Origin of the sequence: Algibacter sp. (assembly GCF_039977455.1) — a bacterium.
Classification (GTDB): domain Bacteria; phylum Bacteroidota; class Bacteroidia; order Flavobacteriales; family Flavobacteriaceae; genus Algibacter_B.
On the sequence record NZ_JBDWDG010000007.1, the window covers coordinates 116387 to 135579 of the forward strand.

The 19193-nt window shown below is 34.2% G+C and carries 8 protein-coding genes; 2 read left to right on the plus strand and 6 right to left on the minus strand.

Annotated features, from left to right (window positions below; genetic code table 11):
* Positions 1-40 precede the first annotated feature (40 nt).
* Positions 41-1276 carry a diaminopimelate decarboxylase gene (gene lysA, locus ABJM36_RS01745; RefSeq protein WP_348448525.1) on the minus strand — a complete coding sequence of 412 codons (1236 nt, stop codon included), beginning with the start codon at positions 1274-1276 and terminating at the stop codon, positions 41-43.
* Positions 1277-1475: 199 nt separating this feature from the next.
* Between lysA and sucC the strand changes: the two genes are divergently transcribed.
* Complete coding sequence (gene sucC / locus ABJM36_RS01750) at positions 1476-2666, plus strand: ADP-forming succinate--CoA ligase subunit beta (protein WP_348448527.1); 1191 nt, start codon at positions 1476-1478, stop codon at positions 2664-2666.
* 105 nt (positions 2667-2771) lie between these two features.
* Here sucC and ABJM36_RS01755 read toward each other — a convergent pair whose 3' ends face one another.
* Positions 2772-3092 carry a DUF1456 family protein gene (locus tag ABJM36_RS01755; protein ID WP_348448529.1) on the minus strand — a complete coding sequence of 107 codons (321 nt, stop codon included), beginning with the start codon at positions 3090-3092 and terminating at the stop codon, positions 2772-2774.
* Between the two features lie 382 nt (positions 3093-3474).
* Between ABJM36_RS01755 and ABJM36_RS01760 the strand changes: the two genes are divergently transcribed.
* Positions 3475-3888: a TerB family tellurite resistance protein gene (locus tag ABJM36_RS01760; RefSeq protein WP_348448531.1), complete on the plus strand. Its 414-nt coding sequence runs from the start codon at positions 3475-3477 to the stop codon at positions 3886-3888.
* 94 nt (positions 3889-3982) lie between these two features.
* On the opposite strand, the gene uvrB is transcribed toward ABJM36_RS01760, so the two are convergent.
* The 4 genes from uvrB to ABJM36_RS01780 all read right to left on the minus strand — a co-directional run bounded on the left by uvrB (position 3983) and on the right by ABJM36_RS01780 (position 19176).
* Positions 3983-5986 carry an excinuclease ABC subunit UvrB gene (gene uvrB / locus ABJM36_RS01765; RefSeq protein ID WP_348448533.1) on the minus strand — a complete coding sequence of 668 codons (2004 nt, stop codon included), beginning with the start codon at positions 5984-5986 and terminating at the stop codon, positions 3983-3985.
* Between the two features lie 74 nt (positions 5987-6060).
* Positions 6061-11217: a T9SS type B sorting domain-containing protein gene (locus ABJM36_RS01770; protein WP_348448535.1), complete on the minus strand. Its 5157-nt coding sequence runs from the start codon at positions 11215-11217 to the stop codon at positions 6061-6063.
* Between the two features lie 133 nt (positions 11218-11350).
* Positions 11351-16219 (minus strand): choice-of-anchor L domain-containing protein, encoded by a 4869-nt coding sequence (locus ABJM36_RS01775; RefSeq protein ID WP_348448537.1) that lies wholly within the window; start codon positions 16217-16219, stop codon positions 11351-11353.
* 218 nt (positions 16220-16437) lie between these two features.
* Positions 16438-19176, minus strand: a complete 2739-nt coding sequence (locus ABJM36_RS01780) for a T9SS type B sorting domain-containing protein (RefSeq protein WP_348448539.1) — start codon at positions 19174-19176, stop codon at positions 16438-16440.
* Between the last annotated feature and the right edge of the window lie 17 nt (positions 19177-19193).

Genomic DNA, 19193 nt, shown 5'->3' on the forward strand with positions numbered 1-19193 from the left:
AAGGTTTTAAAGAGGCTTTTTTTTCTTTACAAGGCTACTATTATTTGGTTAAAGCAGCTTCTTTTTTGGAGTTGAAATCAACTTCAACTTGATTATTTATAATATCTTCAAAAGTTTCTCTTTTTCTAATTAAGTGCGCTTTGTTATTGTACCATAAAACTTCAGCAGGTCTGAATCTAGAGTTATAATTACTAGCCATAGAAAAGCAATATGCTCCGGCATTTTTAAATCTTAAAATATCACCGTCGTTAATTTCATTTATACGTCTGTTATTACCAAAGGTATCGGTTTCACATATATAACCAACAACCGTATAAAAACGCTCTCTTCCTTGTGGGTTAGAGATGTTTACAATATCATGGTGAGATCCATAAAACATAGGGCGAATTAAATGATTAAAACCAGAATCTACCTGAGCAAAAACAGTTGAAGTCGTTTGTTTTACAGCATTTACTTTAGTTAAAAAACTACCCGATTCGCTTACCAAAAACTTACCTGGTTCAAAAGCTAATGTTAAATCTTTTCCATAAGACTTACAAAATTCATTAAATCGAGCCGAAAGTTTTTTACCTAATTCCTCTATATTAGTTTCAATATCGCCTTGCTTATAAGGGACTTTAAAACCTGAACCAAAATCGATAAATTCTAGGTTTTTGAATTGTTTAGCGGTGTCAAATAAAATTTCACTAGCATAAAGAAATACTTCAATATCTAAAATATCACTACCAGTATGCATATGAATACCGTTAATGGTCATTTTAGTGTTTTCAACAATTCTTAAAATATGTGGTATTTGATGAATTGAGATACCAAATTTAGAATCTATATGACCTACAGAAATATTGGCATTACCACCCGCCATAACATGAGGATTAATACGAATACAAACCGGAACTTTTGGATGTTTAGTTCCAAATTGTTCTAAAATAGATAGGTTGTCTATGTTTATTTTAACCCCAAGTTTAGCAGCCTCTTCAATTTCATCTAAAGAAACGCCGTTAGGTGTGAAAATAATTTGGTTTGGAGAAAACCCTGCAGCCAATCCTAATTGCACTTCTTGAATTGAAACCGTGTCAATACCAGAACCTAAAGATCTTAAAAGTTTTAATATAGAGATGTTAGATAAGGCTTTTACAGCATAATTTATCTTTAATTTCTTAACATTTTTAAAAGCGGACGTAAGTCTTTTGTATTGGTTTTCAATTTTCTCAGCATCATAAACGTATACTGGACTTCCAAAATCTTGTGCAATTTTAAGCAACTGATTATCTAACATGATTCATTTAATTTTTGTCAAAGATATTTGTTTGATTTCAAAAAAAAATAAAAAAATAAAAAATATGTCAAATTAAACATTTTGTTAATTATTTAACAATTTAATTTTGTGAATATTTTTTAAATGTTTTCGCAAATAAATATTAGGGTAAGTAAACGCTATTATTTACATTTGTGAATCTTAAAAAAGAAGCCATATTATGAATTTACACGAATACCAAGGTAAAGAAATATTAAATAGTTTTGGAGTACGTATCCAAAGAGGTATAGTAGCACAAAATGCTCAAGAAGCAGTTGCTGCAGCAAAACAATTAACTAGCGAAACAGGAACTAGCTGGCACGTAATTAAAGCTCAAGTACATGCTGGAGGACGTGGTAAAGGCGGTGGTGTTAAGCTTGCTAAAAATTTGAAAGAAGTTGAAGATATCGCTGGTCAAATAATAGGTATGGATTTGGTTACGCCTCAAACATCGGCAGAAGGTAAGCGTGTTCACCAAGTTTTAGTTGCGGAAGATGTTTATTATCCAGGTGAATCGGAAACTAGTGAGTTTTATGTTTCTGTGTTATTAAATAGAGGTACTGGACGTAATATGATTATGTATTCTACTGAAGGTGGAATGGATATTGAAACCGTTGCAGAAGAAACACCACATTTAATCTTTACAGAGGAGATTGATCCTGCTGTTGGTTTAATGCCTTTTCAAGCAAGGCGTGTTGCTTTTAATTTAGGTTTATCTGGCTTAGCATTTAAAGAAATGACAAAATTTGTTACTAATCTTTATACAGCTTATGTAAAATCAGATTCTTCTTTATTTGAAATTAACCCTGTTTTAAAAACAAGTGATAACTTAATAATGGCTGTTGATGCTAAAGTTACCATTGACGATAACTCATTATACAGACATAAAAACTATGTTGATTTACGTGATGTACGTGAAGAAAGTGCTATTGAAGTAGAAGCTGGAGAACTTGGTTTAAACTATGTTGATCTTGACGGTAACGTTGGATGTATGGTTAACGGAGCTGGTTTAGCCATGGCAACAATGGATTTAATTAAGCAAGCCGGTGGAGAACCAGCAAACTTTTTAGATGTTGGTGGTACTGCTGATGCTGCTCGTGTGGAAGCTGCATTTAAAATTATTTTAAAGGATCCTGCTGTAAAAGCAATTCTAATAAATATTTTTGGTGGAATTGTACGTTGCGATCGTGTAGCACAAGGTGTTATTGATGCTTATAAAAACATGGGAACTATAAATGTACCAATTATTGTACGTTTACAAGGAACTAACGCAGATATAGCAAAAGAATTAATTGATAACTCTGGATTGGACGTTATGAGTGCTACTGAATTTCAAGAAGCTGCTGATAAGGTACAACAAGTATTAGCTTAAATGTTGAAGTGCTAAATTTAAAGTAGCATATCAATACTATATAAAAAAAAGAGCAACATTTAAATGTTGCTCTTTTTTTTATACTTTATTTAGGCGTTAAGAATGCTATTTTTTAATATCCTTTTTATGCGGTAGTTTTGAAAACTTACTTTCTTTTTTAGTATCAAACTGAGGTTTACGTTTTCCCTCTGTGTTTTCATTTTTCTTTGGCATAGGACCTCTAAGATGAATAACAAGTCCGTTTAAAAAATTACGTAATATTTGATCGCCACACTCCATATACTTTGGATGATCTTCTTTTCTAAAAAAAGCACCTAGTTCGCTTTTAGAAATTCTGAAGTCTACCAGCTCTAAAATCTTTACTATCTCGTCATCACGCAGCTTTAACGCTACTCTTAATTTTTTTAAAATATCATTATTTGTCATTGTTACTCTTTTGTTTACTCAAGGCTTATGCATTTCATCGATTTTCAATTTTGGTAAATGAAATACTAACGTTTTTTACATTTTGTAAAGATACCTTAAAAATTGAATTTTTATAGTGGTCATTTTAAACTAAAATTTAGTCTTGTATGACAGTGGTATACAGGGTGTTGAGGTGTTTTTAGTTGCTCTGAATTACTAGAAGTCGATAAGATAAAGTGCAAGTTTTTTAGTTTAATAATTTGTTTTATTGATGAAACAGGTAAAAATTACGATTAAAAGCCTACTGTTTTTCGATAAGTTACATTAAATCTACGATTATTTATGTATCCCTTCTGTGTAACTTTATATTATAATTTTTTTTTGTTAAAGAAAACCCTCAAGAATGGTAAATAGAGTAGAAAAACTAAGCCTTTTGTCAGAAATGATCGCATTTGCAAAATACGATAAGGATATTAAACGCATTGAGTATAACTTTTTACTAGGAGTAGCTAAGCAGTTAGATATTTCTCGTGAAGATTTTGACTACCTGTTAGAAAATCCTGTGTCGTATACGCATTTAAAATCACATAGCGAACGTATAGTTCAGTTTCATAGATTAGTATTACTATTAAATATTGAACAAGAAGCTAATAAGGATAATAATTCTGCTGGCGTAATAAAGTTATATAACTTTGGTTTACGTATGGGGCTAAGTCATGAATCTATTACCAAAGTATTATACTTAATGGAAAGTTTTCCTAATAAAATAGTACCACCAGATGTTTTGATTGATATTTTTAAAACACAATACAATTAAAACGTCATCTCTCTCTCTCTTAATGTTTAAGGGCTTAATATAATAAGTGTTGATTATAATTTACAATGGTAGGTTACTATGAAAAGCTAAAAGGTTATACTTTTAGCTTTTCTATTTTTTCTTGGTATGCTTTAATCTCATCTCTAAGTTTTGCAGCTACTATAAAGTCTAACGCTTTTGCAGCTTCTTCCATTAATTTCCGTCGTTCTCTAATTTTCTTTTCAAGTTCAGGTTTACTTAAATATTCACTTTCTGGTTCGGCAGCTTTTAAGGCTTCTAATTCATAACTGTAAGTACTTACGGAGTTTTTAGAAAGTACATTGTCTAAACTTTTATTTAAGGCCTTAGGAACTAGGTTGTGTTTTGTATTGTATGCAATTTGCTTTTCTCGTCTATATTCAGTCTCGTCTATCGTTTTTTGCATGCTTTTGGTTATTTTATCAGCATACATTATGGCTTTACCATTTAGGTTTCTAGCAGCTCTTCCCACAGTTTGGGTTAGTGAACGTGCTGAACGTAAAAAACCTTCTTTATCGGCATCTAAAATAGCTACTAGCGATACTTCTGGTAAATCTAAACCTTCACGAAGTAAATTGACACCAACCAACACATCAAAAAGACCTTTTCGTAAATCTTGCATGATTTCAACACGCTCTAAGGTATCTACATCACTATGGATATAACGACAACGGATTTGAATTCTATCGAGGTATTTAGTTAACTCTTCGGCCATGCGTTTAGTAAGTGTTGTTACTAAGGTACGTTCGTCTTTTTCTATACGTAATTGTATTTCTTCAATTAAATCGTCAATTTGATTTAAACTTGGCCTTACCTCTATAATAGGGTCTAATAACCCAGTAGGACGAATTACTTGTTCAACATAAATACCGTCAGATTTTTGCAATTCGTAATCGGCAGGCGTGGCACTAACATATATAACTTGGTTTTGTATGGCTTCAAACTCTTCAAATTTTAAAGGTCTATTATCCATGGCTGCAGGTAACCTAAAACCATATTCAACCAAATTTTCTTTTCTGCTTCTATCCCCTCCATACATCGCGTGAACTTGAGATATGGTAACGTGACTTTCATCAACTACCATTAAATAATCGTCTGGAAAATAATCTAACAAACAGAATGGTCGTGTTCCTGGTAATCGGCCATCTAAATAACGCGAATAATTTTCAATACCAGAGCAATAACCTAATTCGCGAATCATTTCCAAATCAAATTCTGTACGCTCTTTAAGGCGTTTGGCTTCTAGATGTTTACCAATTTCTTTAAAATAGTCATGTTGTTTTACTAAATCATCTTGAATTTCTTTTATTGCGCCTTGTAAAACATCAGGCGAGGTTACAAACATGTTTGCTGGATAAATGGTAAGTTGGTCGTATTTTTCAACAACTTCATTGGTTTGAATATTAAAAGATTCAATATCTTCAATTTCATCTCCAAAGAAATGAATTCTAAAAGCATCATCAGCATAACTTGGAAAAATATCTACCGTGTCTCCTTTAATTCTAAAGTTTCCATGTCTAAAATCTGCTTCGGTTCTAGAATATAAACTTTGCACCAATTGATGTAATAATTTTGTTCTAGATATCTCTTGGTCTCTTTTTAAAGTAATCACATTTTTTTGAAACTCAATAGGGTTTCCAATACCATAAATACAGGAAACGGATGCAATAACAAGAACATCTCGACGACCAGATAAAAGAGAAGAGGTTGCGCTTAAACGCATTTTTTCTATTTCTTCATTTATAGATAAGTCTTTTTCTATAAATACTCCTGAAACAGGAATATAAGCTTCCGGTTGATAGTAGTCGTAATAGGAAACAAAATATTCGACGGCATTGTTTGGAAAAAATTGTTTAAATTCTGAATATAATTGTGCCGCTAATGTTTTGTTGTGCGCTAAAACTAAGGTTGGTCTTTGAACCTCCTCAATAACATTAGCCACCGTAAAGGTTTTTCCTGAACCTGTTACCCCAAGTAGTGTTTGATATTTTTCACCCGAAGTAAGTCCGTTAACAAGCTGGTTAATGGCTTGAGGTTGATCGCCGGTAGGATTGAATTCCGATTCAATTTTAAACTGCATATGCCCTTAATATTAATTGTCTAAATTACTTAAAGTTGATGGAATTAGGAATTTAAGTGGCGGAAATTTAATGTTTATCGTTTTAAGGCGAAGTGTCCAGAAAACGTTCTACCATCATCTAACTTAACTTGAAACCAATAGTCGTTATTTGGTTGTAAGCTACCTTTATAAGTGCCATCCCAACCTTGGTTACTCACCAAAAGTTGTTTAATTAATTTTCCGTATCGATCATAAATAAAAACGGTAGTATTAGGTTGTACACGATTATCAACGCCTTTTATTCTCCAATAATCGTTAATGCCATCGCCGTTTGGTGTGAAATATTTAGGATAACCAATTACAGAAATGTTTAAAGTAGAAACACCACAAATATCATCTTTAATATGTATGGTATAAAAGCCAGGATTTACATTATTAAATGTCGCTTCGGTTTGGTAGTTAATAAATGGGGAGTTTGCTTCTTGTAATGCGTATTGATAATTACCACTGCCTAGGTTAGTAGTGTTTATAATTACAGAATTGTTGTCCGATAAGTCAACAATAGTAACATCCTCTTGGGTTATTGTTGCTTGTTCTGATGCATCAACAAAAATACTTTGTGTTTTTGAACAGCCTGTGCCATCTGTTTTTGTTAGAGTGATGCTATATGTTCCTGCTGTAGAAACCGAAATAATCCTATCGTTTGATACAAATTGATTGGTAATACTACCATCTAAGCTAGAAAAGAACCATTCGTAATTGAAGCTTTCTGTAATCTGAGCTTCAAAAGGTTGTAAATCGATAGAAAATGTAGGGTCCGATGAGCAGACAATTCGTGGTGTGTCTACTGTAAATTCTGGTAGCGGATTTACAATGAAATTAATAGTTGTATTAGCTGTACACGTGTTATTTTCAGGGTTTACTACTTCAACCTTAACAGTTTGGGATTGGGAGTTAAAAGGATTTGGTAAACTGCTTTGGTTTGATAAAAGTGTACCATTTTCATTGGTATAGGTATAAAAGATTTCCATACCGGTTTGACTCCCTAAAATAGTTGAGTTAAATGTAGAAGTATCGAAAGGATAGTAGCCGTCCTCATCGTTATCGCCAGAGCTTCCGTCGCAGGCAATTTGATCTGTAATAGAATTAGCAATTGGCTGCGTATCTACTTTAAAAGTTAATGTTGTTTCTTCGTAACATGGACCGTTTGGTGCTGATGTAGATTTGTTGGTAACCTTAACGGAAATGGTTTGGGAGGTGATAAGGAATGGATTTGGTAATGGGCTAGCTAAGGCTGTTCCCGTTTCGTCGAAGTAAGAAAACGTGAAATCTGCAGGGTTTTGTGTTCCTAAAATATCATTTTCAATTTGAGAGGTATCAAATGGGTATTTACTATCGTCATCATCATCGCACTGTCTTTCTATAGTCACAGGGTTTACTTGCGGCAATGGCTCTACAGTTAATAAAATATGCGCACCAAGGGCTAAACAGTCGTTAGACAGGGCACTATCTACTCTAACATAAATATATTGAGAATTAGGATAGCCAATATTTCTATAATTTGAAGGGTCTGTAATTTCATTTACTTCAGCTAAGGCATCAGTTTCATTTCTGTAATAACGAGGTGGTAATGCAGGTTGTCCAGGAGGAATAAAACTTGTAAAAGAAGCTGTAGCACTACTAAAATCGAAGGTAGCAACGCCATCTCTATCATTGTTGTTAGTGTTATTGTTACCATTTATATCGAGATAATCATCACATTGATTGAAATTAATTATAAAAGTTGATGGCACTACTGTAGTAGATACATTAAGCTGAATTTCAGCTGCTGAAGCACAACCTGATGGAGATTCAACGCGGGCCCAGACCACATCGTTACTAATTGTTCTATTTTCAAAACTTGTAGGACTGTTAATATAATCGGTATTTGTAATATCTCCTAGAAGAGCTGAGGATTGCGTAAGGTAATATGAAAAGGTTTCGTTTGTGGCATTTGTAGAAATTTTATTATTAGCCTCGGTTAAATTAAAAGGGCTAAAGCCCAATGTGTTAAGGTCATCGTCATCACATTGTACTAATACTACAGGTGAGCTAAGGATTGGTTTAGGGTTTACCACCAATAAAACTTCATCTGAAAAGGTAGTACATCTTGTACCGCTACTATTTAATCTAACTCTAAACCAATTGTTATTTAGTGTGTTTGGGACATTAGCGATATGTAAATCGCTAGATTGTGTGCCGCTAAAATAGCCTGTATCTGTTAAAGTTGTCCATGAAATTTTATCAGGGCTTGTTTCCCATTGTATGGTTTCTGCATTGGTAACCACAGAAAAAATTGTTAAAGAGGATTCACAGGCAGTAGTATAAAAAGGCTGTGTTGTAATGCTTATGCGCTTTGCGGTTCTGTAATCTGAATGCGGTAACGTGTAACCATCAAAAGCATTAGTAACTACTCCATAATCATTTACTACTGGAGGATTATCTCCTAAGTAAAAATCGTTATTGCCATCGGAAAATCCAGCTTCATAAACATCTACGCAGCCATCACCATCCGTATCCTTATCGATGTAACTAAAAATGTTATCAGCATCTAAATCATCTAATACATAGCCTATTTGATTGCTATCTGGAGTAGTTTCTGCAGCATCCGCCCATCCATTTAAACCAAAATTTGGGCCATCTACCATACCATTTAAATCGGTGTCCGATAAAATGCCTAATTGGCCGGTTTCTAATAAATCGAATATGCCATCATTATCGCTATCTAAGTCGTAAAAATCGTAAATCCCATCATTATCCGTATCAAGAGGAAGTATTAAAGTAGAGAATATATCATCAAGTCCATCTTGATTGGCGTCAATACCAGATAAAACAACTTGAGTGCCTCTATATTCAATACTATCAGGGATGCCATCATTATCAGCATCTAAATCTAACGCGTCATTAATCCCATCTAAATCATGATCATTTTTAAAACAAGTTAATGCTATATTAACCGAAAAAGTCGAAGCTGTTGTTATATTTTCTAATTTATGAACGAATAAAAATTGATCTGCTTGATTTGCTAAAAACTCGTAAGGTGTTGGTCCATTAGGGGTAGGGTTGGGTTTAAAGTGTATTTCAGATCCTGAAATCATGGTAACGCCAGTTTCAAAAATACCATCGAAATTTGAATCGATTAGGAGTCTGTCATCAGGATCTACAAGTGTAATATTTTTATTAACGGGTAAGATTTTAGCAATAAAAAATTCGCCATCTACATTTATGTGTGTTGTTAGGATATCTTCATAAAACTTAATATTAACCGGTTCTGTAAATGAAATGCTGTATTCGTTTTCAGCATTACTATCTTGTGGAATTGTACTAGTTATATGTCCTGTGCTGGTTAAATTTATTGAGCTAGTTCCAGAAATTGTTCTGTTTAAAACGATGGAGTTACTTGCTATAGTAGTGTTACTACTGCCATCCTCAAATCTAAGAATTGGCGCCCTTGTATTTGATAAATCAAGAATAACATCCCCTCTGGATTCTGTACAATTTAAAATACCATCATTATCATTGTCAATATCAATATTATCAATTATCCCGTCGTTATCGGAATCATCGGGACAGACGCTAATAGGAATTTCTATAGATTCTAATTCTTCTCCAGTACAGGTAATAATACCTACTAATTTATATTTCCCCGGAAGGCTAGGTGTAATGCTTGTTGCGGTTACCAATAAATCAACATAACCAGATCCTGATCCATCATCAAATAACCATTTAAAACTATCGAAACTTTGGGTATTGGCTGCTTCCAGGGTGATATTAGGAATACAATTTCCTAATGTTGTAAACTGTGTATCAAAATTTATTTCTGGAGCCGATGGAAAGCCCGAATAAAAACTTCCTGAAGTTGCAGAACCATTATAATTAAAGTATGCGCAATATAACTCATCATCACTTTGTACGGCTATATTTCCTGATAGTCCTTTTACTTTATAGGTTATATAATCGGGTTTGCCATTTACCGGATTGGAAGCAGTACCAATAGGCGCACCGTTAATGGTTACTGTTGCCCCAACCTTGGTTACAATAGAAATTCCACCACTATAATTCGTGCTTCCTATATTATTAATATTAGCAATATTATCTAAGTTACCACGCGTTTCGCAACTTAAAGGCGGTACAAAAAATAGACCTTGATTGGCTTCATTAGGGGTGCCATTACTTCCTAAACCTCCAACACCTTGGTAAGCAAATGCAGGTTGAGAGGTTTCGACGTACATGTTACCATTACTATTATATTGGTTACCCTCAATAACGTAATAGTCTCCTGCATTAATGGTGGTAATTGGTGTATTACCATTTATACTTATAGTTGTATTGTTTGTATGGGCAACAATTAAAACGTTTTCCCATTCGTTATCACCGTCTCCTCGAACAAAAATATATTCTGTTCCAATTTTAGTAACATCAACAATTTGATCAATACCATAATCTCTACCGTTACCAAAACCAAAACTTCCATTGGCAGAACCACAATTAACCACAATTGGCTTGTCTGAATTAACTAAACAACCAATAAGGCCATCCTGATTAATAACGGAGTCGTCACTATTGGTTGCTATAGTATAGCTTTCACCTTCGTTTAAAGTAACATTTATGGGTGTTGTGCCTGTATAATTTTTTATTATTAAACCACTTGGTAAATTACTAAAGTTAACCATAGTGTTATCTTCGGTGGCCATTACCGATACAAAATTTAAGTAATTACTACTTGGGTTTGCATTGGTAAAACTACCAACACGAAAGGTCGTACCCAAAGCAGATAGCCCTTTGCTGACAAGCGCACCAGCTTGAGCACCATCACCAGCATTCATTCTAACAGAAACATAAATGGGAGCTTCTGCTTTTATAATATAGCCTCTGTTATTGGTTACAATGCTAGATTCTGTTGATGGTATAAAAAGTTGACCATTTCCTGTGTCTACTGTTATTTGCTGAGGTGATGTGTTTGAAACCGAACCCGTTATATAATTCGTTTCGGGTTGACCTAAGGGAATAATAGTATAAGGAATGTTAGAGTTGCTAGGTGTTGATAAATAAATATATTGATCTTCTGGATTAGCATTTCCAAATGATGCACTTGTTAATGGAGGTATATAATGTGTTTTACTTAATTGCGAGTAACCTTGAAAACTAAGTTGAATAATTAAAATATGTAGTATAAATTTTAAAAACTTCTTATTAAGTAAGACTTTATACATAAGGACTAATCGAATTAAAATCGAATTACTAAAATATACTTTTTTAGTATTGTTGGACTTAAAAAAAGTCTAAACGTTTAATTTTAATTTAAAAAGTTTGTAGATGCCGTTTTTAAAATAGAAATTTACTTTATTATCTTTTTAAAGCAAAATGACCTCTAATATTAAATGTTTCGCCATTTTGAACTATATCCGCAGAAAACCAATAATCATCCGATGGCATATTTTGACCATTAAAAGTGCCATCCCAACCAAGAGAGTTGTAAGGTAGCATTTTAAGTAATTTACCATGTCTGTTGTAAATATATACTAGGGTGCCAGGTAACTGATCTGCTCCAACAATATGCCAAGTATCATAGGCATTATCATTATTAGGGGTTACAAATTTAGGAATGTCAAAAACAAAAACAGGCTGGGAGATATCCATACAGCCATTTAAATCTCTAACGGTAACAATATGGCGACCAAAAGAAACATCATTAAAAATTTTAGATGTTTGTGGTTCTCCACCATCTAAAATAAATACATAGTCTCCAATTCTAGCATTATTAATTTCTACAGTTATCCTATTTGGGTCTGCAAAATTAACCGTGGATGTAAGTGTTATTTCCGCTTCTTCAGATGGGATTACATTAAAGTTATGAGTTGTACTACAGTTTGCCCCAACCGTATTTTGCCTAGTTACTGTTACTGAGTAATTTCCAATATTTTCAGGAGCAATTATTATTTCGCTTGTTGTTTCTCCAGTAGACCACAAATATTGATCTCCAGGGACACCTGTATCTGCCACTACGAGTAATGGTTCGTCGTTACATAATGGAACGATTGTATTTAAAGGAATTTCTGGTTTTGGGTTTACTAGTAAATCAAACTGCGTGGTATCAAAACAGCCAGTCGCCCTATTTTCTAGTCGGGCATAAATTGTTTTTTCAGTTAACGACCTGTAATTGTTGGGCAGGGCATTAGTTTCGGTTTCTGCATTATCTAAATTTTCATAAAAAGTGATGCGGTAATTGGATGAAGATAAACTGCCTAGAATTGAACTATTATTAGCCGTTAAGTCGAAATTTTGTTCACCATCAAAATCATCATCACAAAGCGCTAAATCTGTTGGTCTATTGGCTGTTGGGTTTTCATTTATTTCTAATATAAAAGACGTTACAATGGGGCAGCCGGTAGTAATATCGGAAACTCTTATAAAAATTTCATGGCTACTAGCCGTATAATTAAAAGTATTATCTAGCGGCGTTGTATTGTCGATAGCTTCTTGTTCGGTATTATGATATGTGATATTAACTATGGATAGGTCGTTTACCACTAAAGTGTTAACCTCATAGAGGTCATAGGTTTTAGTGTCGTTATCGCAAATAGGAATATTATTTATTGTATTTATTGTTGGAGGTAAGTCTACTTTTAATTCTACAGGAACTAAAGTGAAGCAACTTGTTAAAGTATTAGTGATTTTAATATAAACTGTTTTTTCTTCAGAATCAAAACTTGTTGGGTCAACAATTTCATTAGAATTATCTAATCCGTCATCGTGATTAATATCGGTTAAATCTTCAAAATAATTAATGGTCAAATTGCTTTTTACACGATCTAATACCTCAAAATCTGCTGTTTGAGTATCTAAATTGTAAAACGTTAAATCGAAGGTGGTTATACCTGCTTGTGTTGATGCACATTCCGTTATTGATGGTGAACCAACTAATACATCGGGTGCTGATACAATGTTTATTCCTAATTCTTCTACAACATAACAAAAAGAAGCACTACTTTCTATTCGTATATAAATACTCTGTGGGTTTCTTACATTCGTGTAGGTTGATGGTAAAGGATTTAAGTTATCCATAGCCTCTTGAGGCGAAAGGTGAAACGTAATCCCTAAAACATCTGGTGAATTGGTTTGTATTTCGGCTTTCTTTTCGTCTAAATTGAATTCGAAAAAGCCATCATTTGAAGCGTCATCACAAACTAAAAAATCGATTATAGGGTCGTAAATAGGGTCTGGTGCTACTTGAATTTCTATAGATCCTGTATCAAAACATGTTGAGTCTGTAATATTTTCAACTCTAACGTACAACGTTCTGGAAGCCGAATTATAAGGTGTATTTGCATCTTTAGGAAGGGCATTGGCTAAGTTTCCCGTAATGGCATCATTTTCATCTTCAAAATAATAAACAATTTTACCTGGTTGCTCGTTTAGTACTTCTTCATCTATCTCAGATAAAATAAAATCTGCAAAATTATCGCCATCGTCTTCGCAGACTTGAAAAAGGATATCGGTAGGAATAATTGGCAAGGTATTTATTATGGCTTCAAATGAAACAATAGAAGTACAGTTTGTATCTGTAATGGCGTTTTCAATACGGATATAAATGGTCTGAGTATCCGTATTGTATGCACTAAGTTCTGAGGTGGGAATAGCCTCTGCAATCGTGTTGTTGTTTGCAGCATCAAGATCTGTATATACATCAATATTTAACCCTGTTCTGCTAGAAACGGCTTCGTCTATTTTGTCTTCAATGTTTATAATTGAAAAGCCATCCTCATCATCATCACAAATTACAATATTTGAAGGCTGATTTGAAGTTGGAGCAACTAGCACTTCTATTTGAAAAGGGTTAACAGTAGCACAACCTGTATTAACACTTTCTATGCGGGCATAAAGAGTCTCGGTTGAACTTGTGTTATTGTAAAATGGCGGTAGTTGGTTTGCCGTATTATTGATCTGGGCATCTGTTTCGTCTGCAAAGTACGTCACCGTAAAGTTTGTATTTCCACCTGTAACTGTTTCGTCTAAGGAATGCAAATCGATACTTGCAAAGCCATCATCATCATCATCACAGTAAGGTATAGTTACCTCAGGAAATAGTAAAATAGGATTTACTAAAAGGTTGATTTCTGTAGACTCAACACAGCCTCCGCCAGCAATACTTACGTACAGAACTTGTGGACTTAGAGCAGGGTATGGTACTGTTTTATCAATTTGGTTAACACCATTATCTCGGTCATCTTCATCTTCATAAAAAGTAACTGTTATGGTGCTAGGTAAATCGTTAGCAATAAAAGTTTCAACAGTGTTTAAATCAAAATCTAGTGTGTCTGTAGAATCTTCATTGTCATCACAAAGGGCAAAATCTCCGGTGTCTGTACCCGTTAATAATAAATTGGTATGAATCTCGAAAGGTACAATGGTTGGGCAACCTGTGTTTTCATCAACTATTCTTAAATATATAGTGCCAGAACCAGGTTCTGCTACCGCGTTTGTATATTGGTAATTTGTTTCGTCGGCGATTATATTGGTATTCATTTCGGCGTCGGTAAACGAGGAATGAAAGGTTGTGGTAACACCAGTTAACCCATTTAAAATGGCATCGATTACTTCGGTTAAATCAAACACTGCATCACCATCTAGATCCCTATCACAGGCATCCAAATATTGAGTATCTCTGTTAACAATAGGACTTATTGTAATTTCTACATCTAAAGTTGTAGAGGTAACACAGCCTGTTGTTGTATCAATAATTCTAACGTAAACTCGGTCTGGAGTACTAGAATTTATATATGGCGTAGGTATAGGATTGTCTCCAGTGCTTACATCCAATGAATTATAGTGATATGAAACCACTAAATTAGGATTTCCTGAAGTTATTTCATCGTCCTTTTCGGTTAAATCAATAACAGCAAATCCGTCTGGAGAATCGTCACTATCACAAACTTCCAGAGGTGTTGGGTCTACAATATTAGGTAAGGGGTTAACAATTAAATTAAAGGTTGTGTATGAAAAACAATTGCTGTCTGAATCTTGAACTCTAACATAAATAGGTTGAGGCGACTGTGTGTTTTGTATAGGTGTAGTAATTGGATTTAAATTAAGTCTAGCTTCACTATCTGATAAATGATAGCTGAACGAATAATTTGTAAACGGTGCATTTGCCGCAACTTCTGTATCTTTAATACTAAGGTTGAAAGTTTCTATGCCATCACCGCTCGAATCATCACATAATTGATAATCGGAAATAGATTCCATGGGTTCTTCGGTGTTTAAAACAACCTCAACCTCGTCTGTTTCTACGCAAGTACTTCCATTAATAGGAACAGCAACTTCAACTTGGTAAATACCATCAAGCACTGCGGTGTATGTTGGGTCTATGGCACCAGGAATTAAAGTACCATTTCTATACCAAGCGTAAGATGCTAATGGGTTTTCTAAGTCGGCATCTAAAATTGCAGAACTTGCACAGGTGGTTATGTCTTCACCTAAATCTAAAACTTTAAAACTATCACCTTCAATAAATACCGCAGAATCAAACGTGTTATCGTTTTGATCTGCAATTACTAATTTAATATGGTATGTTACATTAGGTGTAATGCTGCCTGCTGCTGTTAATACGGTTGTTCTACCATTATAATTTGTGTCTCCAAGATTATAACCAGCAAAATATTGTTCGTTTAACGGATTACAGTTCAATGAGCTTGAATTTGCACTAACATTATGAATTGTACTGGTATTAACAGGCATTGTTGTACCCGGAACTAATGCAATATTTTGATATGGGTCGCTACTTCCTGCTTCCTTAATAAGAAACGCAAATCCGTCGGAAAATTGACAGGGGTTAATTCCAAAATATTCTTCGGAAGCTAAGAGGTAATTAAATTGAAATTGATTAGAAATTGAAACAAAATCGAACTCAATAGATGTGGCATTTATGGTGTTTGTAATACCTAATGCTGTTTCTAAATCTGTATCGGTTCCCCAAGTTGTAGAACCTTCGCTAAGGGTAGGTGTTCTTAAGGAATTTCCACCAGAAGTGGCACCACCCGTAGATAGCATAATTCCATTTTCAAAAGGGAAATTAGATCCTGCTTTTTCAAAATAAGCATAACTAGGAAATCCACTTGAAGCGCCATTAACAGAAGAACTAATATTTGATATGTTTACACAGCCATTAACTAAATTATCTTGAATTAACGATTCTAGCCCAATGTTATCATTCACAGAAATTTGTTGAGAAAACCCAATAGCGCTGCAAAAAAATAGCGTAAATATGATGGAGGCAATCGATCTCATAATTAGTAGTAGCTTTCTAGTTCTTTTTTAGATACTTTTTAAGTATTTTGTAGGGGCTAAATATGGCCGAAAATAGATGTTTTTTAGATGAAATGCAAAAATAATCAGTTAAAATGCGTTTTTTTTAATTTAAAACACTTTGATTATTAATGTATTAATGAAAAGTGATTTTTATATATTCTACCATCTTCTAGTGTAACAGAAAACCAATAATCGTCGCTAGGTAGAGGTTTTCCATTTAATGTGCCATCCCATCCTTTTTCGGAAGCTATAATTTCTTTTAAAAGTTTTCCAAACCTATCGTAGATATATACTTTTGAGTTTGGCTGAAATTGATTGGAAATACCTAAAATTTGCCAGGTATCGTTAATGCCATCGTTATTTGGTGTAAAATATTTTGGGAATCCAATTACGGATACATTTTTATATGTAATACCACAATTGTTTTTCACATCTTTAACCGCAACATTGTAAATTCCTGGATATACATTCTCAAAAAAGTTACTATCCTGAAATGGTTTTAAAGTTATATTATCCTCATCAATTAAGCTGTATTGATAAGTGCCTTCTCCAGAAACAAATACAGTTATAGTATTGTTTTGCACAGCATCAGTTACTTGAAAATCCGGAGCGCTAAAGGTAGCAATATTAGAGGTTGCAATGGTAACCGTTCTGCTTTTTGAACAGCCATAAGTTTTGTCAGTAACGGTAACTGTAAAGGTGCCAACGGTGTTTATTTCGGTTTCATAAGTGGAATCACCGTTAGACCAACTATAGTTGTAATTGCTTGGAGAATCATTTATTAGCCCAGCATTAATGGTTATAGTATTTGGGAAATTATTTAAGCAGTAGTATTCAAAACCTTCAGGTTCTATATTTGGTAACGCATTTACAGTAAGTAGAACCTCACTAATACCGTAGCAGTTATTTGCATTTTCCACACGAGCAAAAATGGTTTGGGAATACGGTGTGGTATTGGTGTAAGGACCGGATATATTATTAGTTCCTAAAAGGGCTTCATTGTAAGTTTCAAAATAGGTAACGTTTAAACCGGTTGGTAACCCATTAACAATACTAGGATTAACGTCGCTAAGGTTAAAACTATGGATACCATCCTCAATACCATCATCGTCACAATGTACTAATTCGGCGTTATTAGAGTCTGTAACACTAGCCTGTAAGGTTAGTTCTGAAAAACTACTACACCCCGAAGTTTCGTCTATAACTTCAACAAAAAGGGTTTGCGGGTTTGAGGTATTAGGAAACGCGTTGCCATTCACCTCAATAGTTCTGGCTATATCTGTGTAAAACTTTGTTGACCGGTCTGGTAAGCCACCAGTTAAATTATCATGAGATTTGTTCAGGTTAAATATAGTAAGACCATCTGGAGTCCCGTCTTCATCACATTGTAATAAGATGTCATTATAAGCCTCAGGATTCGGTTTTAAACTCACAAAAGCTTGACCTTCAAGAACCCCGCAATTCCCATCGTTTAGATCTATAAAAACCTCATAATTACCATTAGAGGATACTTCTATTTCATTGTTGGTGTTTGTTAACGGGGTTTTATTAACCGTCCATGTATAAGTTGCTCCTGCAATATCTGGGGCGGTTAGGGTATATTTATCACCATCACAAAGGTTTAAAGTTAACGATCCGGTACCATTATTTATAATATCTACTTTTTCGTTAAAGAACGATTGAATAAAAGGTGGCAAGCCTTGAGATGATAAATTAGGGGAAACACTTAATCCGTTATGCTGGTAGCCGCAAGCAACCCCAATAGCATTAGGATTGTTAATAACACCTAGGTTAGATAATCCCAAATCGTAAGTAGCACTAAGTGCTCTATAGATTTTTCCGTTAGGACCAAGTTGTAAACCGCCTCTATATAGAGTTCTATTGTCAATTACCACTTCTGAGCTTTGAATATCTGGTGCTAGAAGGTTGTATTGTGCAAGTACTGAAGAATGATTTGAAGCCACATTTCTATTCGCGCCATTATAATCGTTTGAGGCATGTACATAGAGCAACTCGCTGTTAGGTGAGAATTCTATACCATAAGGATAATTACTACTTCCACTTAAAAGTAATCGGTTAAGATTTGAAGCTTTACCCGTTGCCGAATCGAAATCGAACAATAATAACCTGTCACTAGTGTTACCAATAAACCTATCGGCAGAAACATTGGCACAAGCCAATTTATTGCCATCCGGAGAAATCTTTAAATTCCCTCTATAATCGTTTATGGCAATAGGAAAAGTTGATTTAACTGCTGTGGTGTTTATACCTAGATCGCTTACCTCAAAAGCATGAAAGGTATTGTATTCTTCTAAAAAACCACTTTCTGATGCAAAAGCAAGCACCCAAATGGATTTCGTTTCACAATCTTTTACTACAGCCGATAATTTTTCGGAACAATCGCTAATTAAATTAATGTTCTTATTGGTAACAGCACCTAGACCGCCGCTTAAAGTCATGTCTACTTCAGAGTAATTAAATCCGTAATGGGTTTCATCAGGATTGTGATCATCCACAGTAAAAATATAGTAAATGTCTGGTGTATTTGGTTTAGGTACTATAATAGCCGATTGCGTACTAGACGGATCGCCATTTAGCCCAGAACCATTAGTCATAACGCCATGATTTTTATTCCATACCGTTATTCCATCTGTATAAAATAATAAATTCCCGAAACTGTCTGAAATAGCAGCAGAACCTTCATTAGTAAATAATTGCCCATCATTTAATGCCGAAACCTCTCCGTTTATTTGGTTGAAAGTAATACCAGCCCCATAGCCAAAATACCAATTTGAAGCTTCAGCCTGTGAAAAAGAAGATATACCTATTACACAGAATATTACGAATAATATAGTCTTTTTCATTTTTTAGTAGCAATAGC